Here is a 26,698-nt window from a genome sequence, read left to right as displayed (position 1 = left end):
GGGGACTGTACTCTCTAAATTTAATCTATTGATGTAAACCAGCGCTACACAAAAGTGAAGAAAAGCATGGCACGTTCCCGGTGCCGGTTCTATAGAGATAAGCCACCTACGGTTCCAGCGCTAGCTGAACCATAGCGCGATGAATACCTCGCACAGGGCACGACTGAGAGTTCAGAACACGCTCCTTGGCAAGCGGTTGGAAGCCCAAAAGATTGTACAGTGAGTGTGCAAAAGATTGTACAGTCACTGTACAATTTTTCAGTTTATTGCTGCTGGAGGGGGTGCAGCGGGTGCCCGCCCAAACATCAAGGGAGCATCTGATACGCCCCGTTATCACTGTCATACTTCTCCCAATGATTTCCCCTTGCATAAGCTAGGAACAGATAAGACACCCCCTAGCAAAGGAACAGAACCATGGCATTCATCGACGAATCAGAATGGGAAAGCTTCGCGCTCGACATCCTCGGCGAACTCAGCTGGCAACCCCTCCACGGCACACAAATCGCCCCTAACGCCAGAGGCGAGGACGACATCAACGGCAAGCTCCCCTACGAGCACCTCCGCGAGAAAAACGACACCCTCGAAATCCCCGGTATGCTCCGCGAAGCCATCGCCCGCCTCAACCCCGAACTCACCCCAGAAGACATACGAACCGTCGCCGAAAGCGTCCTTACCGCCGCATCTGTGGACCCCAAAGCCGAAAACCGTGAAGCCCACAAATACATCACCAAGGGTTACAAGGGCCTCACCATCAAACGCCACGATGGCAGCGAATACAACCCCACTGTACGCATCATCAGCCGCAATCCCGACGAAAACCGCTGGCTCGCCGTCCAACAAGTCACCCTCAAAACCCTCGACAAAGAACGCCGCTTCGACATCGTGCTCTACTGCAACGGTCTGCCCGTCGGCATCATCGAACTCAAACGCGCAGGCGACCCCAACGCAGACCTCCGGGGTGCCCACAACCAAATCAACCAGTACATGCGCGACTTCCCCCTAGCCTTCCGCTACAACGTCCTTACCATCATCAGCGACGGCATCACCGCCCGCTACGGAACCCCCTTCACCCCCTACACCCACATGTCCGTCTGGAACGTGGACGACGACGGCGAACTCATCGACTTCACCGCAGAAGCACCAGACCCCTCAGACTACGAATCCCAAACTGCCCTCGAAGCTCTCCTCTTCGGCGTTGCCAACCAAGAACGCTTCCTTGACCTGCTCAACAACTACATTGTGTTCACCAGCGTTCCCAATGAACAGGGCGGCGTCCAAACCACCAAAATCATCGCCAAGCCCCACCAATATTTCGCCGTAAGCCGCGCTGTCACCGAAACCATGCGAGCAGTCACCGGAAACCGCCAAATCGGCGTTGTCTGGCACACCCAGGGCTCAGGTAAATCCCTCGAAATGGTCTTCTACGACAATATCGTCATGCGCAACCAACACCTCAACAACCCCACCACCATCGTCGTCACTGACCGCACCGACCTTGACGACCAGCTCTTTAACACCTTCTCATCCACCCTAGATTTCCTGCCGGAAACCCCCTATGAAATTGAGAGTATCGCTGAGCTTCGCAGCGAACTACAGGGGCGCCAGCAGGGTGGCATCTACTTCACCACCCTTCAAAAATTCGCCAAAACCAAAGACGAAAAAGACGCCGGTCTCAGCCACCAGATGCTCTCAGACCGCTCAAACATCATCATCATGGTGGACGAAGCACACCGCTCCCACTACGACAATCTCGACGGTTTTGCCCGCAACATCCGCGACGCGCTACCTAAGGCCAGCTTCATCGCCTTCACCGGCACCCCCATCGAAAAGCTAGAAACCAACACCCAAGCAGTCTTTGGCGACTACATCGATATCTACGACCTCACCCGCGCGGTCAAAGACGGTGCCACCGTACCCGTCAAATACGAGTCCCGTTACATTCCCCTGGAACTGCCAGACGGCGAAACCATCGAAAACATCAACGATGTTGCTGAGCGCATGACTGAAGAGCTCGACGAAGCAGAGCGCAGGAAGACCGAACAGGCTGTGCTCCGTATGAACACCATGTACGGTTCACCAAACCGCCTCAAGAAACTAGCTGCAGACCTTGTAGAACACTGGGAAATCCGCAGTAGCTCCATGAAACAGCTCATCGGAGTACCCGGTAAAGGCATGATCGTCGGCGTGACCAGGCAGGTTTGCGCTGACCTGTACGATCACATCATTGCCCTTCGCCCGGACTGGGCAGGAAGCGGTATTAACGACGGAAAGATCCAGGTGCTCTACACCGGATCCGCCTCAGATGAAGAGGATATTGCCCGGTTCGCCCGCAACGGCCAGGCGTCAAAGACGCTCCAGGCCCGTCTGAAGAATCCCAATGACCCGCTCGAGCTCATCATCGTGCAGTCAATGCTTCTCACAGGGTTTGATGCGCCAGCGCTCCACACCATGTACCTTGACCGCCCTCTCAAGGGCGCCCTGCTCATGCAGGCCCTTGCCCGCGTCAACCGAACCTACAAAGAAAAACAGGAAGCCCTGCTCGTTGGTTACGCGCCCATTATCGATAATTTGCGTGAGGCCCTTGGCATCTATGCGAGTAGCCATACTGTAGGTGCACCTGGTGAGCACGATATGCAAACCGCTGCGGAAAACGCTCTCAATCTCATCACCGAAATTGAATACCTGCTACAACCTGTCCAGGGCTGGAAAGAGAAAATTCTCGGTGAGGGTAGCCATTGCCCTAGCCCAGCAGACCGTATTGCAGCCCTGCGCATGGTTATGGGGTTCCTGCTCAGCAACCGCCAGGTAACCGAGCCCATCGTTAAGGATTCGGACTCTATTGACGGAGCATCACGCCGTCCCCAAAAAACAGAGAAGAGTATCTACAGCAAGTTTGTAGAACGCAGTTCCCAAGTCACCAGGCTGTACAACTTTGTTGCTTCTACCCATGAGAACGACAAAGTCAAAGAACTTAAACAGAAAACGGTCTATGTACAGTTCTTCGAAGAAGTACGTGTAGCCGCAGCCAAGAACCTAGCCGAAGACCGGGCCAGCCGTGGCCTGCCTGTACCCGAAGATATCAAGCGCCTGCTAGAAAACTACACCGAAGGGCTCATTGAAACCGGTGAAGTGAAAGACCTCTACAAGCTCGCAGGAATTCCCGCCCCCGATCTTAGTGAGCTCAACTTAGACTTCGCCCGACAGGCAGCCGAGAATTCCAGTGAACCACTAGCCCTGGAAGCCTTGCGTAAGGCAATGCAGCGACAAATGCGAGATACCGTCGGGCATAACCAGACCCGCCAGGCCTACTACGGCGAAAAACTGCAGGACCTCGTCACGAAATACAACAACTCACAGCTAAGCTTCGTTGAAATCATAGAGCACATCATCGAACTGGGTAAAGAGCTTAAGCAAGAAGCAATGCGTAGCAAGGAGCTGGGCCTCAGCGACGATGAAATGATTTTTTATGACGCTCTCGAAGCTTGTGACCGAGCCGAACTGGAATATTCTGCCGACGCTCTGGCAGATATCGCCCGCGGAATCGTAAAAGCTATCCAGGGCTCACACCGGGACTGGCTCTCTCAGCCCACTCAGCGTGCCAAACTGCGCAAGGTTGTCAAACGCCTGCTTCGCAAGCACAAGTATCCGCCGGAAGGTCAGGACGAAGCCCGCCGCCGCGTTCTAGAGCAGATGGAAATCATAGCCGAAGAAAAGAGTAAGAGGCAGAGTGAATAGGTCTTGCATGCCCGTAGGGGCTACGACATAGCTGCCCCTGGCGGGTTAAACCTGGGTATACGATACAATCGGGGCCCAGCCTATATGACTGGGCCCCGATACGATGGTTAAGGAGTGAGCTAGTTGTTCTTGATGGTGGCCTGCGAATCCTCCTTCTTGACGACGTAGATAGCACCGGTAGTAACGTCCTCCTCAAGGGCTTCCAGGGTCCTGCCGCGTGTCTCGGGGACCTGCGTCACCACAAAGAGCAGGGCGAGGGCACCAATGCCGGCGAAGAGGAAGAACACCCCGGTAATACCCAGCCCATTAATCAGGGTGGGGAAGAAGAGGGCAAGGAAGCCGTTGACCATCCAGCCAAAGAACACAGACACACCAATACCGATACCGCGCATGTGTAGGGGGAAAATCTCAGCAAGCCACACCCACACGGCAACATTCAGGAAGGTCTGCATGGACGCCACGAAAGCAACCACCAGGAAGAGCAGAACAAAGGGGCGGGCGGCGTTACCAACGGGAAGCACCATAGACGAAATACCAATCAGCACGTGGCAGGTGGTTGTCAGGGTTAGGCCGATAGCAAAGGTTTTGCGGCGGTCAACCCGGTCCATCATGTAGAGGGCAATAAAACCACCGATGACCGCAACAACACCCGGCGCAATATTGGCGATAAGCGCGGCGTTAGCGGCAAAGCCAGACTCGATGAGTACTTCCTGGCCGTAGTACATGATGGAGTTAATGCCGGTGAGCTGTTGAGTCATTGAGACGCCGATACCCACGAGCAGGATCCGGAAGAGGAACTTGTTCGAAAGAATCGCCTTCAGTCCGGTATCGGGTGCCCTTTCTTCCTGCTGTGCGATGGCGATAACGTCCTGGAGTTCTGCCTCTGCTCGGTCGGCTGGGCGTATGGTTTTGAGGACGGTGAGGGCGTCGTCGTAACGACCCTGGTCAACGAGCCAGCGAGGAGACTCTGGCATACGGAGCATACCGAAGAAGAGACACGCAGCGGGGATAGCGCAGATTGCAAACATGATGCGCCAAACGCCAGCGAGATCGCTGAGGACGTTGCCGATAATGGCGTTGATGACGAAGGCGGAGAGCTGACCGGTAACGATAGCTACCTCGTTACGACCGGTGATAGAACCGCGAATTTCGTAGGGTGCCAGCTCAGCGAGGAACACGGGGACTACGGTGGAGGCACCACCGACGGCGAGACCGAGGAGGATACGACCGGTGACGAGGAGCCCCAAGCCGGGGGTGAAGACAACAAAGAGGGAGCCGACAAAGAAGAGAATTGCCAGCATGATGATGGTGGTGCGGCGCCCAAATGCGTCTGAGATTTTACCGGCGAAGAGGGCGCCGAAGGCTGCCGCGAAGACGAGGGAGCTGGTGGCTACACCTTCGGTGAGTGGTGTGAGGCCGAGCTCTGCTGACATGGGGCGCAGGGCTCCATTGATGACGCCGGTGTCGTAGCCGAAGAGGAGACCACCGAAGCAGGCGACGATAGAAATGAGCCCTAGCCGTTTGGTGTGGGGGCCGGTTGTGAGGGGTGGGAGGTTGGACTCTCTGAGCGAGGGGGTTGAACCTGACACGTTTAACTCCTTTGCTAGCACGTGCTAATTGTGGGTTGAGTCATAGCCTACGACTGAAACTTTGTTAAGACAAGTTCTTTTATGAAAGAATTCTGGTGCGCGAGTGATGACACCGCCGTCGGCGAATTTTTTAACAAAGCGCCTGGACAAAGAAACATAGCACGAGCTAGTATTGCTTGCGTCACCTGAGTTAGCACGTGCTAGTTCATGGGGGGTGAAAAGGCGCCAGCCCTCCCACCCCGTAACACCACCCTGTCACCCCACCTGCCCACCCATCGTCAAAGGAGACCCCACATGACTTCCTCCACCGAAACCATCAACCTCGGCGTCATCGGCGCCGGCTGGATCGGCACCTTCCACGCAGAAACCGTCGCCCAGCGTATCCCCGGCGCCCGCCTGCTTGCCGTTGCAGACCCGGTACCCGGTGCGGCAGAACAGCTCGCCGAAAAATACGGAGCCCTCGCCTACACCGACACCGCAGACCTGCTGGCAAACCCCGACGTACACGGCGTCGTCATCGCCTCCCCAGCCTTCACCCACACCGAAACCGTTATCGCAGCGGCAGAAGCCGGCAAGGCAATCTTCGTTGAAAAGCCCATGGCGCTCACCCTCGAAGACGCAGACCGCGCCATCGAAGCCGCAAAAACCGCCGGCGTCCCCCTACAGGTAGGCTTCAACCGTCGCTACTCCACCGACTTCGCCCGCGCCGGCGAATACGTTCACGACGGCAAAATCGGCACCCCCCAGCTGCTCCGCTCCCTTACCCGCGACCCCGGCCTCGCCCACCCCGAGCGCGTCAAGCCCTGGACCATCTTCTATGAAACCCTCATCCATGACTTCGACACCCTCAACTGGATTAACAAGGACGCCCGCCCCACCGAGGTCTTTGCGGTAGCAGACGCCCTGGTCGCCCCTGAATACAAGGACGGCGGCTTGCTAGATACCGCCGTCGTCACCATCCGCTACGACAACGGCGCCATCGCCACCGCAGAAGCAAACTTCTCTGCCGCCTACGGCTACGATGTGCGCGGAGAATACTTCGGATCCGCCGGTATGGTTACTGCCGGTGACCCCGCAACCATCAGCACCCGCTACTACAGCGTCGAAGGTGTCGCCGCAGACACCTCTCGCCTCAACATCGACCTCTTCCACCAGGCATACACCGACGAACTCATCGACTTTGTTGCCGCAATCCGCACCGGTGAGGTTAAGGGCGCCCGAGGTGAGGATGCCAAGGCGGCGCTCGCCATCGCTCTCGCCTGCATTCAGTCCTGTGAAAACAACGCACCCGTAGCCCTCTAAGAGAGGGCGTATATAAGGAGAAACCCATGGCTTTCACCCTGGCTGCCAGTGCCGAAATGCTCTTTACCGACCTACCCTTTGAAGACCGCGTCCGCGAAATTCACGGCAGGGGCTTTGAGGTAGAAATATGGAACTGGACCACCAAAGATATTGCTGCCCTGGTGGCAACCGGTGCAACTTTTTCGTCCATGACCGGCTACATCGAGGGGGACCTACTCACTACTGACGGGGTGAACCGCCTCCTTGAAACCGCCCAGCAGTCCCTGGCGGTCGCCGATCAGCTGACCTGCCCGCGCCTTAATATCCACGGAACCGGGCTGGATTCCAATGGGCTCCCCATCATCCCCTGGAACCCCAGCGGGGGAGACTGGCACCGCGCGGTAGACACCCTCGGTGCCCTGGCTGAACTAGGTGAGAATGAAGGGCGCGTCTTCACCCTGGAGAACCTCAACCTGCGGGTAGACCACCCGGGTACTCCATTCGCGACGTCCGAAGAAATTTCTCAGTTGGTGGCAGCGGTCAACAGCCCCGGTCTGCGCATGAACTTCGATATGTACCACGCCCAAATTGACGAGGGAAACATTATCGAGCGCACCCGCGCCTACCTGCCTCTCATCGGTGAAATCCAGGTGGCAGATGTGCCGGGCAGGTGCGAACCCGGCACCGGGGAACTCAACTACCCCGGCATTGCCTGCGCCCTGCACGACATGGGATACGAGGGCACCGTCGCCATGGAGGCATGGGCGTCCTCGGATCCCGCAGCGGCACTCGACGCCTTCGCGCAGGCTTTCCAGTAAGCCCAACGGCAGGTACCCGGCGACTCACCTTACAATAGGCACTATGGCAACTGAGAAAAAAACCACCCCCGTGCGCCCCACCATGAAAATGATTGCGGACGAACTGGGTATCTCTCGCCAGCTCGTGTCCATCGTCATGCGTGACCAGCCGGGTGCCAGCGATGAAACCCGCCAGCGCGTCAAAGACGCAGCCCGCGCCATGGGCTACTTTCCTGACGCCTCCGCCCAGGCACTGAGGGGTAAACGCACCCGCCGCCTGGGCATTATTTTCTCCATGCGAGAGCAGTTTGAGGTAGACATGGTTGAGCGGCTCTTCGTCTACGCAAAACGCAAGAACTTCACTCTGGTGCTTGCCCCGCTCACCGAGCAGCGAACAGAACAGGACGCGGTTGCTGATCTCCTCAGCCAGCGTGTAGAAGGCCTCTGCATTCTCTCTGCCGAGGGTAGTGGCACCAGGTTCTCCGCCCTACCGCAGGGATTACCTGCTGTTACCCTGATGGGCCCGACCGCCGGGGTCTGCGACTTCCGTGCTGATGACACCGCCGGAATCCGCCTGCTGGTAGACCACCTGGTTGGTCTGGGGCACCGGGACATTCTTCACGTGAGCGGTGGGGCGCACCCTAATGGGGAGCGACGCTCCGAAAGCTTTAGGGAGGCAATGGCAGCACACGGGCTCGCCCCGCGCACCGTGGAAGGGTCCATGACAGAAATTGGGGGTGCAACTGCTGCCGCAGATGTTCTGAAGGGGAATCTGCCCACCGCAATCATCGCCGCTAATGACCGGTGTGCCCGCGGCGTGATTGGCACCTTGCGTACAGCCGGGGTAAGAGTCCCCGAGGACGTCTCGGTGGCGGGGTACGACAACAGCTCCATTAGCTGCCTGCCCTACCTCGATATGACCAGCGTGGATTACGGAATTGAAGAACTCACCAATCAGGCCTTAGAAGAGCTCATTAAGCAGGCGGACGCCGCTACTGTGAACACCGAAGGTAAGGTCTACTTGCAGGCGCCCACTCTGGTGGTTCGCACCAGTACCGCCCCGCCCCGCCTGCCCTCTGTTTAGGTCATGGTGCGAAGCCCGCACTGCCTTTTGGGCGGTGCGGGCTTGTTGCTGGTTAAAGTTGGAAAAACTATCGTGCCCTCTACCAAATTTTGGTGACCCCTACCACCAGCTTTGATAGTATGTAAGTACATATTAGGCTGAGGTTTTTCAGCCTCGTTAAGCCACATAACGGCAACATTCCGACGACGAAAGCGTGGAAACGAGCATGACTGAGAACAATCTCATCATCGGTACCGCCCCCGACTCCTGGGGTGTCTGGTTCCCCGAGGACGACCGGCAGACCCCCTGGCAGCGCTTCCTCGATGAGGTGGTAGAAGCAGGCTACAAGTGGATTGAGCTGGGCCCCTACGGCTATATGCCCACCGACCCCGCAACCCTGGCCAAGGAGTTGCAGGAGCGTGATTTACAGGTCTCTGCCGGTACCGTGTTCACCGCCTTCCACCGCGGCCTGGATCAGTGGGATGTAGCCTGGGAGCCTGCCCGCAAGGTGGCTGAGCTGACCGCAGCTATGGGCGCCCAGCACATGGTGGTTATTCCCGCCCTGTGGCGTGACGATAAGACCGGTGGGGCCATCGAACCCCGCGATTTGAGTGAGAGGCAATGGGAAGACCTGGCTACGGGCCACAACCGTCTGGGTGAAACTCTGCAGCGTGACTACGGCATCTATCAGCAGTTTCACTCCCACGCTGATTCCCACGTTGAAACCATGGAGCAGATTGAGAAGTTCCTGGCGGTGACCGACCCCAGGCTAGTGACTCTCTGCCTGGATACCGGACATGCGGAGTACGGCGGCGCTTCCTCGGTTGAGCTGATTGAGAAGTACCCCGATCGCATTGGCTACCTGCACCTGAAACAGGTTGACCCGGCTATCCACGCCCGGGTTCGCGCAGAGGATATGACCTTTAAGGACGCAACTGCGGCGGGTGTTATGTGTGAGCCCCCCAGGGGCCTGCCTGACCTGGGCAAGGTGATTGAGGCCGCTGAGAAGCTGGGCCGCCCCCTCTATGGCATCGTTGAGCAAGACATGTACCCGCTCTCTGACTTCTCGGTTCCCCTGCCCATTGCCAAGCGCACTAAGAACTACCTGCTCGGCTGCGGCTCCCGAACCGTCATTTCCTAACACTTCTTCGCGTAGAGGCGCCGCTCCACATTACCGGGGTGGCGCCATGCGCCCTAGCCAAAGGACATCATCTTGACTCAAGAACTCCGTATCGGCGTCGTCGGTGCAGGCCGCATGGGCTACGATCACATCAAGCGTATCCACTCCACCATCAACGATGCTGTTGTATCAGCCGTCATCGACATAGATGAGGCAAAGGCAGAGCAGGCAGTTGAAGGCATTGAAGGCGCCAAGGTCTTCACCGATTTCGAAACCGCCCTGGACGCAGACGCTTTTGATGCTGTGCTTATCGCAACTCCCGGTTTCCTGCATACTCCCGTACTACTACCCGCTATTGCTAAGGGCCTCCCCATCCTCTGCGAGAAGCCTCTCACTACTGATTCCGCTTCCTCCTGGGAAATCGTTCAGGCAGAGGTCGCTGCGGGTAAGCGGCTGGTTCAGGTTGGTTTCATGCGTCGCTTTGACTCCGGCTACCAGAAGATCCGTTCACTGGTAGAGTCCAAGGAGCATGGCGAGTTGCTGCAGCTCTCCTGTGACCATATCAACCCCGATGTGCCCGAGTCCTACACCGGCCGCAACCTGATTGACGACACCGTAGTGCATGAGTTCGATGGCATCCGCTACCTCACCGGCGAAGAAATCAAGAACGTCCAGGTGCGCACAGGCAAGAATTCCAAGCACGTCAAGGGTGACCTCCAGGATCCCGCACAGGTGCTCATCGAGACCGAGTCTGGCGTCCTGGTTACGGTCAACACCCACGTTGTTGCCCAGTACGGCTACGCTGTGACGACCAAGGCCGTGTTCGAAGACCGGCACCTCACCGTTGGTGAAGAGGTCTGCGAGAGCTTCGAACCCCGCTTCGTTGATGCTTACGACGCTGAGATTCAGGCATGGGTGGATGCCGCTCTGGTTGGCGAGCAGGTCGGCCCCTCTGCTTGGGACGGCTACGCTGCTGCTGCCTGCTGTGAAGCTGGCATCCGAGCTATCGGTTCCGGCAGTGCTGAGGGCGTAATCCTCGAACGTAAGCCTGAGCTCTACACCTAAAGATATCGCTACCGCCGGTGGGGTTCCACCGGCGGTAGTTTTACGCTTAAACGCGAGTTGCCGCCTGCGTCCTGGTACGAGGGACGCCGGCGGCTTCTTTATGTCTGGAAGCCGGTGCTTTTGCTCCCGGGCGATTTTATACACCATCATGCAGTCTGCTCAGGTGATTGAACAAGGGAAAGCTGCCCCGGCACTCTACCAGGAGTGCCGGGGTAGCTTGTGTTGAAACTATCGGGTTTTCGCCGGGGCAAGACCGGGCTTATTTGTCCTTGGGCTTGACGATGTAGATAGCACCGGTGGTGACCCCAACTTCAACTTCTTCGAGGCTCTTGCCGCGGGTCTCGGGTAGGAACTTGACCATAACCAGGACCGCGAGGGCGTTGATCGCTGCGAAGCCGAAGAAGGTGTTATTGAGGCCAACTGCGTCAAGAGCAATGGGGAAGAAGTAGGCAACGAAAGCATTCGCGACCCAGAGGCAGAAGACCGCAAAACCCATGCCGAAGGCTCGAATTTGCTGAGGGAAAATCTCAGAAAGGAGGACCCAGGTGGCAACGTTCAGGAACGTTTGCATAGAACCAACGAAGCCAACAATCAGGAAGAGAAGTACCCAGGGGCGAATTGCTGCATCTTCGGGTAGCCAGAAGGCTGAGGAGCCGATGAGTAAGTGCAGAATTGTCACTAAGGTGTAACCGGTGATGATAGTGGTACGGCGGTTGATGCGCTCCATCATCCACAACGCGATAAAAGCACCGATAACAGCGATAACGCCGGGGGCGATGTTAGCGATGAGAGCTGCCTGCTGTGAGAAGCCCGCGTCCTGCAGCACTAGGGTGCCGTAGTACATGATGGAGTTAATACCGGTGAACTGCTGGAAGACAGCAAGCGCTACACCTACACCGAGAATGCGCAGGATCCACTTATCTTTGAGCATGGAACCGAGCTTAGGGGTTACCGCGCGGCTTTCGAGTTCCAGTGTGCGCTTAATGTCGCGAGCTTCAGCCTCTGCACGTTCGGGGGATCGAACAGTATTGAGCACGGCAAGGGCCTCCTCATGGCGTCCCTTGGAGAGCAGCCAGCGGGGAGATTCGGGCATGCGGAGCATACCGATAAAGAGGAAGATGGCGGGTACGGCACAGATAGCGAGCATATAGCGCCAGATGTTTTCGTGGTGGCCCCAGAGATTACCCAAAATAGCGTTCACCACGAAGGCTGCGAGCTGACCCACCACAATCATCATTTCGTTACGCCCCGAGAGGGATCCACGAATTTCATAGGGGGCCATTTCGGCCAAGAAGACGGGAACGACGGTGGATGCACCGCCAACGCCTAGGCCCAAAAGGACGCGGCCGAGGAGCAGGACGCCGAGGTTAGGCGCAACAGCACAGAGAACCGCGCCAAAGAAGAAAATAGTGGAGAGAAGCAAGATGGTCTTCTTGCGGCCGATAGCATCGGAGAGGTACCCGATGGTCAGAGCGCCTACGGCGGCACCAGCAAGTAGGGTCGATGTGACCAGGCCAATTTCACTGACCTCTAAGCCAAGTTCAGCGGTCATGGGGTCAATGGCACCGTTGATAACACCGGTGTCGTAACCAAAGAGCAGACCACCAAGGGTTGCTACAAGGGCTACCTGTCCCAAACGCTTGGAGTGCGGGCCCTTGACGAGGGGCGGTAGATTAGATTCTGCCGCAGTAGGGGTGTGAGAAGACATCATTGCCTCTTTTCTTGTGCAGGTAGCTTAGTTGCTGCTTTGAGCGCGTTCTACCATTTCGCGCATGGTTTTGGATTGATACTGAGAAACCTCGACGGCGTTCTCGTTTTCTGCAAAGACAGAAGACGCCATGACAGTGTCGGGAGAGTCGAGGAAGCCTATTTCGTTGAGCCCGCTGAAGAACTCCTGCCAGTTGACATCGCCGTCACCCATCTTGAGGTGCTGGTGGACACGGACGGGGTTGCCGGGCGGGTTGGTGATATAGCGCAGGCCGTGGGAAGCATGGTGGTTCATTGTATCGGAAACATGGACGATGCGGATACGGTCGCCTACTTCTCGCATGATCTCCAGTGGGGCTTCGCCCATATGGAACGTGTGGGAAGCAACGTAGACCATGCCCAGGTTCTTAGAGTTGACACCGCGGATAACGCGCCAGGCTTCCAGGCCGTTTTCTACGAAATCATCGGGGTGAGGGTCGATGGCAACATGGATTCCTTCGCGTTCGATGATGGGTAGGAGTTCTTCCATAGAGCGGTAGAAAGCACGTTCGGATTCTTCGGCAAGTTCAGGACGCCCGGAGAACTCAGTGCCAATTTGCTGAACGCCTAAGTCAACAGCTATGTGCAGAACACGCTTCCAGTATCGAACTGCTGCTTCGCGGGCGTCAGGGTCGGGGGATGACCACCGGAGCACGGGGAGGAGCGAAGCGATTTCGACGTCGGCGTCCTTGGCTGCTTTTGCCAGTTTTTGAACGAGGTCGTCATCAGCCTTGGGGTGATTGAAGAAAGGGATGAAGTCTTTGTGGGGAGTCATCTGGAGGTAGTCGAAGCCCATCTCCTTTGCCACCCTGGGGAATTCCAAGAGGGAATGAGTGTGGTGGAAGGGAGTGGGATCAAGTGCAATCTTCATGAATACTCCTATGAGGGCTTGGGCGGAAGTGACCTTGAACGGCTGTTTACACCTGCGTAACACTTGTGTCACAACACACTATACATATGTCCTAACATATTGACAACAGTACTTGATATAACCTGTGCACAAAATTTGTTGTCACTTCTCAGGGGCTCTAAATAGCGCAAAAAAGCGGTGGACCCCCGGGGGCCACCGCTGATGAGACGGTTTGCAGATTTTTTAGCGTATCTTCACTTCGGCGCCGTTTAAATCTGCAGATTCAGCGATTGCTGCAATGACCTTCAGGGTGTGGAGTCCGTCGGCGAATGTGGCACAAGGCTGCAAATGCCCCTCGATTCCCGCAATTTGTTCCAGGAAGGCACGCGCCTGGAAGGCAAAATTCTGATTGTAGTTGTACCCTACCCCGGGCGCGTCCATTGCCAGGGAGCCAGGATAATTGGGGGTGTGGGCGTTGATGACAACGGTGCGTGGGCCGGCGGTATCGGCGGGTGCGGCGGAATCGTTGTAGATATACTCCGCCGGGCGCAGAGTATCCCATGACGCCTGAGTTTTAGGGCCGTATATATGGTAGGTTTGGCCGTTCGGGTTGCCGAAGGCAACACGAGAAATGGTGTAGGTCCCTACCGCTCCATTTTCAAAAACGCAGGTGAAGGTGGCGGTATCTTCGTTGCCCACAGATTCCACCTCTTCGGAAAGTTCGACCTTGCCGTGGCCCACTACAGTGCCTGCTGGTAGGTGGCGCTCGGTAATAGTGGTTGACAGGTAAGCGCCACGCACGGAAGTCACTCGGCCATTGAGCTGTTCTCCCGTGTCGATGGTATGGGATCCAAGATCTCCCAGGGCGCCGGAGCCTGGGCCGCCACGGTAGCGCCAGGTCATAGGAGCGTCGGTGTCAGTGCCGTAGTCACAGAGATAGGTGGAGATGAAGCCTGCAACGGGGCCGAAATCGCCGTTTGTGATTTTCTTCTTGAGCGCGTTGAGGGCTGGGGTGCGGCGCACGGTGTAGCCCACGGCTGTGACGAGCTGATCGCCGTACTGCTTTTCTAATTCGACCATTGCTTCTGCATCTTCGAGGGTGCCTGCCAGGGGCTTTTCGCAGAGTACATGCTTACCAGCTTCGAGCAGGCCCTTGGCGATGGGGAGGTGGAGGGCGTTACCTACGACGATGGATACTGCATCAATGTTGGGGTCGTTGGCTACTTCGACCCAGTCGGCATAGACTCTCTCGTAGCCGTAGCGGGCTGCTACCTCCTGGGCAAGGGGCAGGTTTGGGTCGGCGACGGCGGCGAGTCGAACCTTGGGGAGGGAGGGGTTGTGGATGGCGCTTGCCATGCGGTAGCCAAAGGCGTGGCCCTGGCCTGCCATGCCTGCGCCGATGACTGCCACAGAAATTTCTTGAACGCTCATGGTCGCTCCTTGAGGCTTGAGGTGCCATTTTTTGTTGATAGTGGCGACCCTCAGTTTGTTAGGACATGATTATGGTGACATGAAGTAGAGGGGTTTTGAAAGAAAAAATTATCTTGTGCTACTTCTTCTTGTCACAGAGTGTTTTTTTGGGGTGCTGAGGTGGAATTGGAACGTTCCAACAGGTATATTATGCACAATTTTTGAACCGTTCCAACCATGGCTAGGTAGCCACTACTATCAAGATAGAACCCGTCTTAACGAGCCGTGCTTGAGCCACGCACAACTAGTCTGGGCTCCACTAACAGATACTGAGTTTCATCCACCCTACCCTGAGCCCCTGCACGTGCGGCCAGAGCCGCCAGTCTGCCTAACTCGTCCTTGTTGGGATCTACAGAGGTGAGGCTGACGCGGGGAATACCAGCCACAAGGATATTGTCAAAGCCTGCAACCGCTACATCACCTGGAACATTGAGTCCGGCTTCTTCTACAGCCCTTATACACCCCAGGGCGGCGATATCGTTGACAGCGATGACTGCGGTGGGACGCTGTTTCTGCGGTAGGGCGAGTAAGGCCTGGCCGGCACGATAGCCGCCCTGTTCGGTGTAATCACCGGGCAGAAGCAGGGGTACGAGGCCCCGGGCAGATACTGAAGCCTCAAAGGCTGCCTGCCGTTCTTGGGTCACTGCTCCAGAGCTACCTGTAATGAACCCCAGGCATCGGTGCCCGGTAGTTGCCAGGTGCTCAACCAAAAGCTCCATGCCAGCCTCATCGTCTGCGCGGATGCAGGTGGCGGTGCCAGGAGTAACAGCTGCACTGACATACACCACTGGTATATCTGCTGGCAGGGTGTTCTGGTCTGCGGCTGCTCCTACTACGACCAGGGCGCGTGGACGTAGACTGTGGAGCATTCTTAGAACCTGAGGGTCCAGGGTGCCATAGGGTTCTGAACTGGTGGCAGTGGAGCTTCCGTTGAGGAGTAGGCCGAACTCCCCGTGCTCGGCGAGTGTGCGGCGTACAGCATCTGCTACTTCGATGAAGAGGGGGTTCTGGAAGTCTAGTACTAGGATGCCGATGAAGGGCGACTGCTGGGAGGTGAGAGTCTGCGCCACGAAGCTGGGGGAGTAGTTGAGTTCAGTGGCGGCGGTACGGATGCGTTCTAGGCGTTCGTCGCTCACCCGTTGTGGATCCTTAAAAGCGAGAGAAACGAGGGATTTGGAGACACCGGCTCGAGCTGCGACATCAATGATGGTGGCACGTTTGGAGGGCTGAGCAGGGGTGTCTGGGTGCTGTGCGGTCATGCTCCCCATTGTGGCACACCCCGGCTCAACCGATAGTGCGTAGACAAGCTTTACCCTACCACCAGCCAGAGCGCCCCGAGTGTGGTCATAGCAATAACTGCTCGATCAAAGAATTGCTGGCTCATGTGGGAGGCGAAGCGCCAACCGCACCAGGCACCACCTAGCACTGCGGGTACCAGCACAGCATCCAGGTAGAGGGTGCTGGAATCTATAATGCCCAGTCCTACTGAAAAAGGCAGTTTGAGTATGTTCATCACTGCAAAGAACCAGGCAGCGGTACCCAGAAAAGTCTGAACCGGGAATCGGGCTACCAAAAAATACATGCTCATAACGGGACCACCGGAGTTGGCAACCATCGTTGTAAAGCCACCTAGGCCGCCGAAGAAGGTGGTTGCTAGGGGGTGGGCGCCGCTAGATTCCTGCCCGGTAGTGGTGGGCTTTGTTGCTTGATGTCGCTGCCACAGCGTCAGCCCCATCAGCATGAGTAAGAGCGCGCCAATGCCCCGCCTCACCCCGGTATCTGAAGCAAGGTAAAGAAAGACGGCACCTACTATTAGGCCCAAAAGCACTGCGGGAACCATGCGAGTCAGCGTGGGCCAGTGGGCATGTTTACGGTAAGCCAGCAGAGCGAAAATATCTCCTACCATGAGCAGGATTAACAATGCGCCGGTGGAAGTCTTAGCAGGAAGAACGGAGGCAAAGAGAGCCACCGATACCGTGTTAAAGCCGGGGATCGCCGTCTTAGAGATACCGACTAAGAAGGCACCCAGAGCAAGGCAGGCCCATGCGATAATGGACAATTCCGGTAGCACAAGACCCCCCTCTCTTAATCCCTACCTAGCAGTGTTTGAACAGGACTGTGACCCGCCCTTTAGGCGGGCAGGGTACCTAGTCACATAGTCTTAGGCAGTGTAGGGCAGGCGCGGATCAATGTCTGCTCCCTCCCAGGTGGAGCGAACCCAGCCATGGTGAGGATCGTCAGAAATCAGCCAGTCACGCACACGGCCAGGGCCCGCCATGACGTTGAGGTAATAGAGGTCGTAGCCAGGGGCTGCCATAGCGGGTCCATGCCACCCGTAGGGTACTAGTACGACATCACCGGTGCGTACCTCCTCGTTAACATCGATGGGGCGCTCATCGGATGCGTAGACGCGCTGGTAGCCGATAGCGTCTTGGGCTTCAGCCGGGGCCCCGGGAGTAGGGCGGGTTTCGAAGTAGTAGATTTCTTCCAGCGCGGTTTCGCCTTCTTTCTCCTCGTCGTGCTTATGGGGAGGGTAAGAAGACCAGTTACCAGCAGGTGTAATAACCTCGCAGACGATAAAGCGGTCTGCCTCCAGAGTAGCTGGGGTGCCAAAGTTATGTACCTGGCGGGAGCAGTTGCCTGCACCGCGCAGCTCAACGGGAATCTCATTCTTTGTGAGGTGTCGAACGGGGTACTCGGCTTGAGCGGGAGCGGTGGCGATAGCAACGCGCACACCCTGTTTACCGGTGAGAGTTACTTCGCGGTTGATGCCGGTATAAAGGACGTCTGTTGGCCCGTGGAAGACAGACTCACGACCAGCTAATTCATACGTGGTGCCATCAACGTACACGGTAACGGGGCCGGTGAGTGGCACGATGATACGTTCCTCATCGGTAGCGCCTAGGGTGAGGGGCTGGTGAGTAAACGTTGCGGTTTTAATCCCGGTGTGCGCCCAGCCGTCAACAACGATGGTCGAGTCGTGGGTGCCTAGGGAAAGATCCCAGGGGCCGTTAGCGGCTGTACCTGCGGGGTAGAACCACTGTGACATGGTGCGCTCCTTTTTGTTGGTCTGTGCTTGGGACGTTGGTGGTAGGAGAGAGGGCTAGTTGGAGAGGGTCATTTCGAATGAGTAGAGATCGGCACGGTAGACGTGCCTACCGGTTTCTACGCGGGTTCCGATGTCGTCAAGAGCAGTACGTTTCATATGCACCAGGGGCGCTCCAACAGTGGTATTGAGAGTAGTGGCCTGGAACTCATTGGCGATGGTGGCGCCCACGGTCTGGTGTGCGAGGGAGAAAGTGACACCCATGGCGCGGAGTGTGTCGTAGAGGCCTTGCTTTTCAAGGTCTGCCTTGTCGATAGTCCCTAGGTGAGCGGGAATCCAGTTCTCCATAATGGCGAGTGGTTGGTTATTTTCTAGTCTCAGACGGAGTATGTGGTAGACATCGGTATTTTCTGTCAGATTGAGCTGTGCAACAATGTCGTGTGGGGCCGGGGCAACGTTAAACTCTAGGACCTCAGTGCTGGGGACGACACCGGAGAGAGTTAGGTCGGTATAGAGGGAGGAGAGGGTGAGCGGGCGACGAATTTCGTTGGAGACAACCTGGGTGCCCACCCCACGCTTGCGTACGAGTAAGCCTGCGCGGACGAGCTCGTCCATGGCCTTGCGCACGGTGGGGCGGGAGAGGTGGAGCTGCGCGGCAATATCGAGTTCGTTGGGCAGCATGGTGCCGGCGGTGAGAGCTCCAGTGGAGATAGCGGTTTTAATTTCGCTCACAAGCTGGTGGTAGAGGGGGATAGGCGAGGTGCGGTCGATGCTGATGAATGATAAGGAGGCCATGTACTTTTCTAAGATGTGGTGTTATTTGTCAGTTTGTATGGACAAAAAAATTTTATCGCACAATAGGTTGCACCTCTTGGTGTTTTGGCTTGTTTTGTGGAGATTCTAGCTACTGTGCAGTGGGGGCCGTCTTGAGGTTTGTCCTAACAAACTATAATCTTGGGATTGTCCTTACAAACTGTCTGTCTGTGTGGAAAGGTGTAGCCATGCCCCTCGTCCGAATCGATCTTAACGCAACTCATACCCCTGAGCACGTCCGCACTATCGCGGATGCTATTCACGAAGCAATCGTGGAGGTCTACGGCATCCCGACCCGCGATCGCTTCCACATCATCAATCGTCATCAGCAGGGGGAAATTATTGCTGAGGACGCTGGGCTAGGGTTTGAACGCAGTGAGGGTGTGGTTATGATTCAGATTTTCACTCAGGAAGGCCGCTCCCCAGAGGCTAAACAGGTGCTTTATGCTCGTATTGCTGAGAAGCTCGGGCAGGTAGGAATTGCTGGTGAAGATGTATTCATTGGCTACGTTGAGAACACTTTCTACGATTGGTCCTTTGGCTTTGGTGCCGCCCAGTATGTCACCGGTGAACTAGGTGTGCCCAAAGCTTAGCTAGTTCTTAGGCCGCTTCATGTTGAGAGGGCAAGCCGGGTGGCTGGCTTTCTCTCATTGGGCTGGAGGCCCAAGAAATCTGGTTTAGAAACTGCGTCAGTATGGATTCAGTGTGTGGTCGCTACTTCTAAACATATCTAAACAAATGAGGGAGTTGTGTCCCAGACATCTACATCGCACCACCCCACAACTCTAAAGGCAGGCGGCTACACAGCAGTGCTCTCGCCTGCTGGTGCCCGTCTGGTTAATTTGACCACTGAAACTGGTAGCACTCTCGTTTTGCCTGCTACTGAAACTGGTTCCAACCCAGGGGCCCGTGGGGAGATTCTTGCCCCCTGGGCTAATCGTATAAGTGACGGAACCTACCGTTGGCTGGGGCAGGAATATAAGCTTCCCCTCAATGAGCCTGATTTAGGTAACGCTATTCATGGTCTTGTTCGCGACCAGCTCTGGAACTTTAGCTCCATTGCCGATACCTCAGAGGGGCAAGCAGTTAGTGCTACGCTAAGGCCCCTGGTCGCTGAGGGCTACCCCTTCACTGTGTCCTATGAAGTGATCTATCATCTCAGTACGAAAGGACTGTCCGCCACACTTACCGCTCGTAACGAGGGGAATGTTGTTGCTCCATACGCTGCTGGGGCTCACCCCTATCTGACCGTGGGAACCTCTTTTGAAACCAAAGGCATATTGGATCGCTGGACGTTACAGCTTCCGGCTCGTACCGTGCTCAAAGTTAACTCCCGGATGATTCCTCTTACCGAAGCCCTAGCTGTCGCTCCACTGGAGTTCACTACCCCTCAACCTCTAGCTGGACGTGCTATAGATCATGCTTTCGGATCTCTGCAAGCTGATTCTGATGGGGCTATTCGCGTAAGTCTTACTGACCAGACCAGTGGAACCAGTACCGTCCTCACTGCCGAGGAAGGAATTAACTGGATCCAAATCTATACCGATGGTAGCAATCGGCGCGGAGTTGCCGTCGAACCAATGACGTCCCCTGCCAACACGTTCAACAGCGGAATTGACTTAATAACCCTAGAGCCGGGTGCCACTCACCGCTGTAGTTGGCGTATTGAACAGGTCCCTGCTGCCTAAGAGAGATAGAGAAAATATGCTTATTCCCTCTTACTTCGAAGATCCCAGCATCTTGCACATCAACACCGAGCCCCACCGTGCATACTACGTGCCGGCTTCTTGTGCCATGGGAGACCTAGTGCATAATCGCGAAGAGTCTGACCGCTGGCTGACTCTCAACGGCACGTGGAATTTCAGATATTTCGACAGCGTCTATGACCTCACCGATAAATTTTATCTAGCTGAAGCTGACCGCAGTGGTTTTTCTACCATCCCTGTACCGAGCGTTTGGCAAAATCATGGCTATGACTGGCACCAGTACACTAACATCCGCTACCCCTTTCCCCTTGACCCGCCCTTCGTCCCCACCGAGAACCCTGCTGGAGCCTACATACGTACTTTTACCTACGCAAAAGACATAAAGGCACCCGAAGCCTATCTGATTTTTGAAGGAGTAGATTCCTGTTTCTACCTCTGGATTAACGGTCAGTTTGTGGGCTACAGCCAGGTCTCGCATGCCACCAGCGAGTTCAAGGTTACAGATTACCTGGTCGAGGGAGAGAACACTGTGGCTGTGCTGGTACTCAAATGGTGCGATGGTAGCTATCTTGAAGATCAAGATAAATTCAGAACTTCAGGTATTTTTCGAGATGTCTACCTACTGACCCGTCCATCAGCAGCCCTGCGTGACTACTTCACCACTACCAACCTTATCGGGGATTGGCCATGCCCGGAGACAGCTACTGTTCTCATTGACGCAACGTTTACCGGCTCGCCAGTCTATGCACGTGTTACCTTGCAGGACGCGACGGGGCATACTATCTCCCAGAGCGAGTTCATGGCAGGCTCAAGTCGAGAAGGCTATACGCATTCGTCATCTCTCGAAATTACTAGCACCCACCTATGGACCGCAGAAACACCCTATCTTTACACACTAATCTTTGAGACTCCCCATGAGACTATCGTTGACCGTGTGGGCGTGCGCCGCGTAGAAATTGCGAATAAGACAGTCATCTTATTGAATGGGGTTCCTCTGAAGATACGTGGAGTTAACCGCCATGACTCTGACCCGATAGTGGGCCCGGCTGTCGATTTGAGTCTCGTAGAACGAGACCTAGTGATGATTAAACAGCATAACTTTAACGCCATTCGAACTAGTCACTACCCTAACTCACCCTACCTCTATCAGCTCTGTGACGAGTTAGGTCTCATGGTTATGGCTGAAGCTGACAACGAGAGTCACGGTAATCAGACCAAGTATCTGCAAGATACTACTCTGCAGAATTCAATCGAACGTTATAACGAGTTGGTATCGGATAATCCGGCCTTTATTGAAGCCACACTCGACCGTATGCAGAGTGCTCTGCACCGTGAGAAAAACCGTCCTTCTGTGCTTTTTTGGTCAGCTGGAAACGAGGGAGGCTATGGTTGTACCTTTGAGCATGCTCTTGAGTGGGCTCAATCTTACGATCAGACTCGCTTAACTCACTATGAAAATGCTTATTTTAGTGACAGCAAGCGGGACTACGACTATTCGGTTATTGATATCTACGGCCGTATGTACCCTGAGATATCCGAGGTTGAAGAGTACCTGGCACGTCCCGACGCCAAACCCTTTATCCTGATGGAATACTGTCACTCTATGGGGAATGGCCCCGGAGACTTTGAGGGTTACTTCCAGCTCATTTATAACAATCCTGGCGTGTTAGGTGGCTTCGTCTGGGAATGGTGTGACCATGCAGTCTACAGGGGAGAAGGGCAACCTGCGGACGGTGAACGACCCATCGCAAAATATTTATATGGTGGCGACCATGGCGAGGTGATACACGATGGTAACTTCTGCGTGGATGGCCTAGTTTACCCCGACCGCACCCCCCCCCACACAGGTTTGTTAGAGTACCGGAATGTACACCGTCCGGTACGAGCTGAGTACAGTTATTCTGGGGAGATTACTCTACGAAACTACCTAGATTTCACTGATCTGGTGGGTGTCGTCAACGTGGGTTACGAGGTGGATTTGGACGGGGCTATCGTCCAATCCGGGAAGATTCAGCTACCTGAATCAGTCCCGCCCCATAGTGCGGTAACTGTCCCTCTTGAGTTTGAAATTCCTAGTAGCGCTAGAGCGTGGTTACGTTTGACCTACACTCAGGCCACTAATAGGGGCGCAGTTCCCGCCGGTCATCTACTAGGGTTCGAAGAGTTCTTGCTCACCGGTAGTCGCACTGTCACAGCCGAGAACCTGCTGGCTACGGCCAAGCACCGGGGTAGAACCTTGAGCGTACAGGAAACCCCTCTGACTTTTACCGTCACCGGTGCAGACTTTGAGTATGTTTTCAACCGCCTGGCCGGTACCTTTGACTCCCTTGTTGTCCGCGGGGAGCAGATGCTCAATGCTCCTTTGACTCTCAACATTTGGCGAGCTCCTACCGACAATGACATGTATATCCGTCAGGAATGGACTCGGGCCCACTTTGACGAGGCATATACACGTTGTTATAGAAGTGCCGCAGTGAACGTCGATTCAGGGGCTGAAATTACAGCAACCCTGGGTGTCATAGCACCGACCGTCCAGCGTATTTTGACCGTCGAGGCTCGTTTGACCATCGCTGATACGGGAGCCCTCGCCCTAGAGTTTGTTGCTCACAAAGATCCAGAATTCCCCGTCTTGCCGCGTTTCGGTGTGCGACTCCAGCTACCCGAAACCATGAATCAGGTATATTACTACGGCAGGGGACCGGGAGAAAACTATGTCGATAAGCATCATGCCAGTTACCATTCCCGTTTCACCACTACAGTTGGCGCCATGCATGAGGACTACATCAAACCTCAGGAAAACGGCTCTCGCTTCGACTGTGACTTTGTAACCCTTAAAGACGGTAGCACCCGTTCAGTCACGGCTATTGGGAACGGCTTCAGCTTCAGCGCATCCCCCTACACCGCTGAGGAACTGACCCGAGCACAGCATAACTTTGAGCTGCAAGAAAGCGGTTCGGCTGTGCTCTGCCTTGACTATGCACTCAATGGAATAGGTTCTAACAGTTGTGGCCCTGAGCTCCTCCCTGCCTACCGCTTTGACGAAACTGATTTTGTCTTTAACCTAACCCTGCTCTTTACCTAACAAAGAGCTGACAGAAACAGTAAGCCTGCCCTTCTGCGAGAGGCGCAGGATTCTCGAATTATGTTTATAAGATCTGGACTAAATCCTTGCCTGGGCTAGAGCTAGCTACTCAGCGTGCGCCGGACCGGATGGGGAAGCTATTAGGAACTCTGGGTAATCAAAGCCAGCCTGCTCGAAAGCAGTAGCAACAGCATCCGCTATGTCAGCAATATCGTCCTGCCGCACCAGAGCAATTGCTGAGCCCCCGAAACCGCCGCCGGTCATGCGGGCACCTAATGCTCCAGCAGTCCGAGCCGATTCAACAGCCACATCAAGCTCATCGCATGAGACTTTATATCGATAGCGCAGAGAGTCATGCGACCCGTTCAGTAGGTGCCCCAGCCGTCCCCACGCACTAGCTGGAACCTGCCGTGAATCTTCAAAGAGAGAAACACACTCTTCAACTCGGGCAATTTCAGTCCAGACATGTTCCAGAGCATCCCGCATGACAGCTGGATCGCTTCCCTCTGGCAAAGACAGGGCGTTGACGCCAGCATCCCAGTCGGCTAAGAGAACTTCAGCTTTTGCCAGGGTGGGGGTACCTTTAAATGCGTCACGCAGGGTCGCTAGACCTAGAGCATCTCTCGCTACTTCTGTGGCGGTTCGCCGGACCGCATACTGCCCATCTGAAAGGTTGTGGTGGGCGCGAGTATCCATGATTAGAATTGCTAACCCGGCTGAATCCACATCGATGGTTAATGCACGAGTTGAGAAGTTCCGACAATCAATAGCTAGAACAGAGCCTTCGGAAGCGCGCAACGAAATGGACTGATCCATGCCGCCTGTTGACGCTCCAGCAATTTCATTCTCAGCACGGATTGCTGCAATAGCCAGGGCCGCCCGCCCTTCGTCTGTATCGGCTAGGCGCTCGCGGTTAGGATCCTGAACTGAGAGTGCATCGTCAACACCTAGAGCCACGGCGCACTCTAAAGCGGCCGATGACGACAGCCCCGCTCCCAACGGCACCGATGAGTCGATAGCTATATCAGCTCCAAAGCCAGTAAAGTCACCCAGGTTTTCGGCCTCCATTGCCCAGGGAACTCCGGCTACGTAGGATAACCAGCCGCTGAGAACCCCCGGAGCCACCTCATCGAAAGCTATCGTTCTGATTCCGTAATCGGTAGCTGCTCCGGCATCGCCCTGGGCAGTTACGGCACGAATCTGACCATCTTGGCGAGGAGACATAGCAATATAGGTGCGCTGAGGTAGGGCAAAGGGGAGAACGGTGCCCCCGCAGTAGTCAATGTGTTCACCGAGGAGGTTAGCTCGCCCCGGTGCTGAATATACTCCGGTAGGTTTAGTGCCGAAGGCTGAATGGAACCGCTCGGTAACGCTCTGGATGAGCACTGCGGGAGATATAGTTTTTTTCCATACCGCAGGCATTATTTCTCCTCTATAGTAGGCTGCGCTAATTCGCGCAGGCGGGCAGCGATACGTTCGGGGGTGGTGTCGCTGATCCAGGCAGCCATAGCTGATTCCGAGCCGGCGAGGTACTTCATTTTGCCGGGAGAGCGCATAAGCGAGAAGACATGAAGGTACATACGTGAGACATTCTCACCCTCGATGAGGGGGGCCTGATGCCAGGCTGCAATATAGGGTAACTGGCTGATGCCTTCAAAGAAGTAATCGAGACGGCTTAAAAGATCTAGGTAGAGAGCCGTTAATTCGTCTTTCTCGCCTTCAGTTAGTTCGGTAAAATCGCGGGCAGCTCTACGGGGAACCACCATAAACTCAACTGGCCACTTAGCTGCGTAGGGAACATAAGCCACAAAGTGCTCGGTCTCTGCAATAACGCGGTTACCCTCAACCAACTCAGCGGCCAGCACATCGCCTAGCAAATCACCACCTGTCTCAGTAGCCCAAGCGTTTGCCCGGCGTACCAGTTGAGCAGTATAAGGGGGGAGATAGGGGTAGGCATAAATTTGCCCGTGTGGGTGGGGGAGCGTCACCCCAATCTCTTCTCCCCGGTTTTCAAATGGAAAGACCTGAGCGATGCCTTCGCGGGCTGACAGCTCCCTGGTTCGATGGGCCCAAGCCTCAACTACCGTGCGAGCTCGCTCGTAGCTTAGGGTTCCAAAAGAACCGTACTGGTCAGAGGTGAAGCTTACGACCTCACAGCGCCCACCCGGGGTGGTTTCTTTGAAAAGTGGCTCATCACGGAGGTTTTCTAATGGCCCCTGTAGGGAGGGAAAACGATTCTCAAAGACAACGACATCGTAGGTTGGTTCGGGAATTTCGCCAGGTACTGACCCGACCCCCGATGGTGCTAGGGGATCTTCGTCTGCTGGCGGGAGAAACGTGCGGTTGTTTCGGTGGGCAGCAATAGTAACTGAGTCACCGGTCAGGGGATCAACCCGTATACAGGCCGCCTCGTGGGGTGGGAGGGTTCGAGCTTCTAAGAGTCGGGTATCTTGTATGTTTCGTGTTGCTTTCCCGGAGAGGTAGGGCTCAGAGTCATCAAAAAAGATGATTTCGCGTCCGTCGGCTAGGGTGCTGCGGGTGATTTTTACCGTACTCATGCGACAAGAACCTCGTTTACATTCTGTTTTAGGAAGAAGAGGGCATCTGCGGGGAGTTCCCTGGTAGTAATGACCGTGTCAATATCGGACCAGTCGGCATAGCGAGCTAACCCGGCGGTATTCCATTTTGAGCCGTCGAAGACGCTTACAACCTTGTGGGCGTTCAGGATGAGAGCCCTGTTGGTCTGGGCCTCATGCAGGTTGGGTGTTAGCAGCCCTGAGTCAGTTGCGCTATGGGACCCGATAAAGAGGATATCGGCGTAAAGGTTAGTTAGAGAGGCTTCCGCGATAGGGCCGACAAGAGCATCTGACGGGGTTCGTTCGCCGCCGGTGAGCAGAACGCGGGCTGGATGGGGGTGGGAGGAGGTGCGGGCAAAGAACTCGTCGGCGACTGGGAGGGAATTGGTGATAATAGTGAGACCCGCCAGGTTAGTATCGTCAGCGATATGTTGGGCTATGTGCAGACAGGTAGTACCCCCTGCAATTGAGATAGCCTGCCCAGTGCGGGCCAGGGTGGCGGCAGTGGTCGCAATGGCATTTTTTTCGCTGGCATTGAGGCCCATTTTTTCCGCAAAGGCTGGTTCCAGTGTGGTGGTGGAGGCTTCCGCTCCTCCGTGGATGCGGTTGATGAGGCCCTGCTCGTCGAGCTCGGCTAAATCACGACGTACGGTCATGGATGAGACGCCGAGCAACTTAGCAAGGTCGGCAACCTGGGCTGAGCCGTGAGCTTGCACCTCTTGCAGAATGCGCTTTTTGCGGACATCGGGGAGCATAGTA

20 protein-coding genes are annotated in these 26,698 nt (G+C 55.7%); 9 read left to right on the top strand and 11 right to left on the bottom strand.

Features of this window, described 5'->3' with window-relative positions; genetic code table 11:
* Positions 1–414 precede the first annotated feature (414 nt).
* Positions 415–3,735, top strand: a complete 3,321-nt coding sequence (locus L6966_RS05290; protein ID WP_237233021.1) for a type I restriction endonuclease subunit R — start codon at positions 415–417, stop codon at positions 3,733–3,735.
* A 119-nt stretch (positions 3,736–3,854) separates the two neighbouring features.
* Here the strand turns inward: L6966_RS05290 and L6966_RS05285 are convergent, their stop codons facing one another.
* On the bottom strand, positions 3,855–5,324 hold the full coding sequence (locus tag L6966_RS05285) for a sugar porter family MFS transporter (RefSeq protein WP_237233020.1): 1,470 nt from the start codon (positions 5,322–5,324) through the stop codon (positions 3,855–3,857).
* A 294-nt stretch (positions 5,325–5,618) separates the two neighbouring features.
* On the opposite strand from L6966_RS05285, the gene L6966_RS05280 reads away from it, so the two are divergent.
* The 5 genes from L6966_RS05280 (at position 5,619) to L6966_RS05260 (ending at position 10,650) form a co-directional block, all read left to right on the top strand.
* A complete protein-coding gene (locus L6966_RS05280; protein WP_083092439.1) occupies positions 5,619–6,626 on the top strand; it encodes a Gfo/Idh/MocA family oxidoreductase in 1,008 nt (335 codons plus the stop codon).
* A 26-nt stretch (positions 6,627–6,652) separates the two neighbouring features.
* Positions 6,653–7,423 carry a TIM barrel protein gene (locus tag L6966_RS05275; RefSeq protein WP_083092441.1) on the top strand — a complete coding sequence of 257 codons (771 nt, stop codon included), beginning with the start codon at positions 6,653–6,655 and terminating at the stop codon, positions 7,421–7,423.
* A 43-nt stretch (positions 7,424–7,466) separates the two neighbouring features.
* Positions 7,467–8,486 (top strand): LacI family DNA-binding transcriptional regulator, encoded by a 1,020-nt coding sequence (locus tag L6966_RS05270; RefSeq protein ID WP_237233019.1) that lies wholly within the window; start codon positions 7,467–7,469, stop codon positions 8,484–8,486.
* A 205-nt stretch (positions 8,487–8,691) separates the two neighbouring features.
* Positions 8,692–9,606, top strand: a complete 915-nt coding sequence (locus tag L6966_RS05265; RefSeq protein ID WP_083092445.1) for a sugar phosphate isomerase/epimerase family protein — start codon at positions 8,692–8,694, stop codon at positions 9,604–9,606.
* 72 nt (positions 9,607–9,678) lie between these two features.
* Entirely contained in the window at positions 9,679–10,650 is a 972-nt protein-coding gene (locus L6966_RS05260) for a Gfo/Idh/MocA family protein (RefSeq protein ID WP_083092447.1), read from the top strand.
* 259 nt (positions 10,651–10,909) lie between these two features.
* On the opposite strand, the gene L6966_RS05255 is transcribed toward L6966_RS05260, so the two are convergent.
* The 7 genes from L6966_RS05255 to L6966_RS05225 form a co-directional block, all read right to left on the bottom strand.
* Positions 10,910–12,358, bottom strand: a complete 1,449-nt coding sequence (locus tag L6966_RS05255; protein WP_143539203.1) for a sugar porter family MFS transporter — start codon at positions 12,356–12,358, stop codon at positions 10,910–10,912.
* A gap of 27 nt (positions 12,359–12,385) precedes the next feature.
* Positions 12,386–13,267, bottom strand: coding sequence for a sugar phosphate isomerase/epimerase family protein (locus tag L6966_RS05250; protein WP_083092451.1), 882 nt, complete (start codon positions 13,265–13,267; stop codon positions 12,386–12,388).
* A 222-nt stretch (positions 13,268–13,489) separates the two neighbouring features.
* On the bottom strand, positions 13,490–14,677 hold the full coding sequence (locus L6966_RS05245) for a Gfo/Idh/MocA family protein (protein ID WP_083092453.1): 1,188 nt from the start codon (positions 14,675–14,677) through the stop codon (positions 13,490–13,492).
* A 254-nt stretch (positions 14,678–14,931) separates the two neighbouring features.
* Positions 14,932–15,975, bottom strand: coding sequence for a LacI family DNA-binding transcriptional regulator (locus tag L6966_RS05240; protein WP_180377881.1), 1,044 nt, complete (start codon positions 15,973–15,975; stop codon positions 14,932–14,934).
* 50 nt (positions 15,976–16,025) lie between these two features.
* Positions 16,026–16,787, bottom strand: coding sequence for a sulfite exporter TauE/SafE family protein (locus tag L6966_RS05235; RefSeq protein ID WP_083092457.1), 762 nt, complete (start codon positions 16,785–16,787; stop codon positions 16,026–16,028).
* Positions 16,788–16,877: 90 nt separating this feature from the next.
* Positions 16,878–17,765, bottom strand: a complete 888-nt coding sequence (gene iolB / locus L6966_RS05230; protein ID WP_083092459.1) for a 5-deoxy-glucuronate isomerase — start codon at positions 17,763–17,765, stop codon at positions 16,878–16,880.
* A 54-nt stretch (positions 17,766–17,819) separates the two neighbouring features.
* Positions 17,820–18,557, bottom strand: coding sequence for a GntR family transcriptional regulator (locus L6966_RS05225; RefSeq protein WP_083092461.1), 738 nt, complete (start codon positions 18,555–18,557; stop codon positions 17,820–17,822).
* 206 nt (positions 18,558–18,763) lie between these two features.
* Here L6966_RS05225 and L6966_RS05220 point away from each other — a divergent pair, with 206 nt between their 5' ends.
* From L6966_RS05220 to L6966_RS05210, 3 genes are all read left to right on the top strand, one after another.
* Positions 18,764–19,168, top strand: a complete 405-nt coding sequence (locus tag L6966_RS05220) for a tautomerase family protein (protein WP_083092463.1) — start codon at positions 18,764–18,766, stop codon at positions 19,166–19,168.
* A gap of 156 nt (positions 19,169–19,324) precedes the next feature.
* On the top strand, positions 19,325–20,263 hold the full coding sequence (locus tag L6966_RS05215) for an aldose epimerase family protein (RefSeq protein WP_237233018.1): 939 nt from the start codon (positions 19,325–19,327) through the stop codon (positions 20,261–20,263).
* Positions 20,264–20,279: 16 nt separating this feature from the next.
* Positions 20,280–23,363 carry a glycoside hydrolase family 2 TIM barrel-domain containing protein gene (locus tag L6966_RS05210; RefSeq protein ID WP_237233017.1) on the top strand — a complete coding sequence of 1,028 codons (3,084 nt, stop codon included), beginning with the start codon at positions 20,280–20,282 and terminating at the stop codon, positions 23,361–23,363.
* Positions 23,364–23,468: 105 nt separating this feature from the next.
* On the opposite strand, the gene L6966_RS05205 is transcribed toward L6966_RS05210, so the two are convergent.
* Genes L6966_RS05205 through L6966_RS05195 form a run of 3 tightly spaced genes read right to left on the bottom strand, consistent with a single transcriptional unit; the run spans position 23,469 to position 26,694 of the window.
* Positions 23,469–24,785 (bottom strand): galactokinase, encoded by a 1,317-nt coding sequence (locus L6966_RS05205; RefSeq protein WP_083092468.1) that lies wholly within the window; start codon positions 24,783–24,785, stop codon positions 23,469–23,471.
* Complete coding sequence (galT, locus tag L6966_RS05200) at positions 24,785–25,921, bottom strand: galactose-1-phosphate uridylyltransferase (protein WP_083092470.1); 1,137 nt, start codon at positions 25,919–25,921, stop codon at positions 24,785–24,787. The genes L6966_RS05205 and galT overlap by 1 nt, the downstream gene beginning before the upstream one ends.
* The gene (locus L6966_RS05195; protein WP_083092472.1) at positions 25,918–26,694 is read right to left on the bottom strand and encodes a DeoR/GlpR family DNA-binding transcription regulator; all 777 of its coding nucleotides are present in this window, start codon (positions 26,692–26,694) and stop codon (positions 25,918–25,920) included. The genes galT and L6966_RS05195 overlap by 4 nt, the downstream gene beginning before the upstream one ends.
* Positions 26,695–26,698: the final 4 nt, after the last annotated feature.

The sequence above is a fragment of the Rothia nasisuis genome (assembly GCF_928381405.1).
Classification (GTDB): domain Bacteria; phylum Actinomycetota; class Actinomycetes; order Actinomycetales; family Micrococcaceae; genus Rothia; species Rothia nasisuis.
Note: the sequence above shows the minus strand (reverse complement) of the source record. Positions and strands in the feature narration are given on the sequence as shown.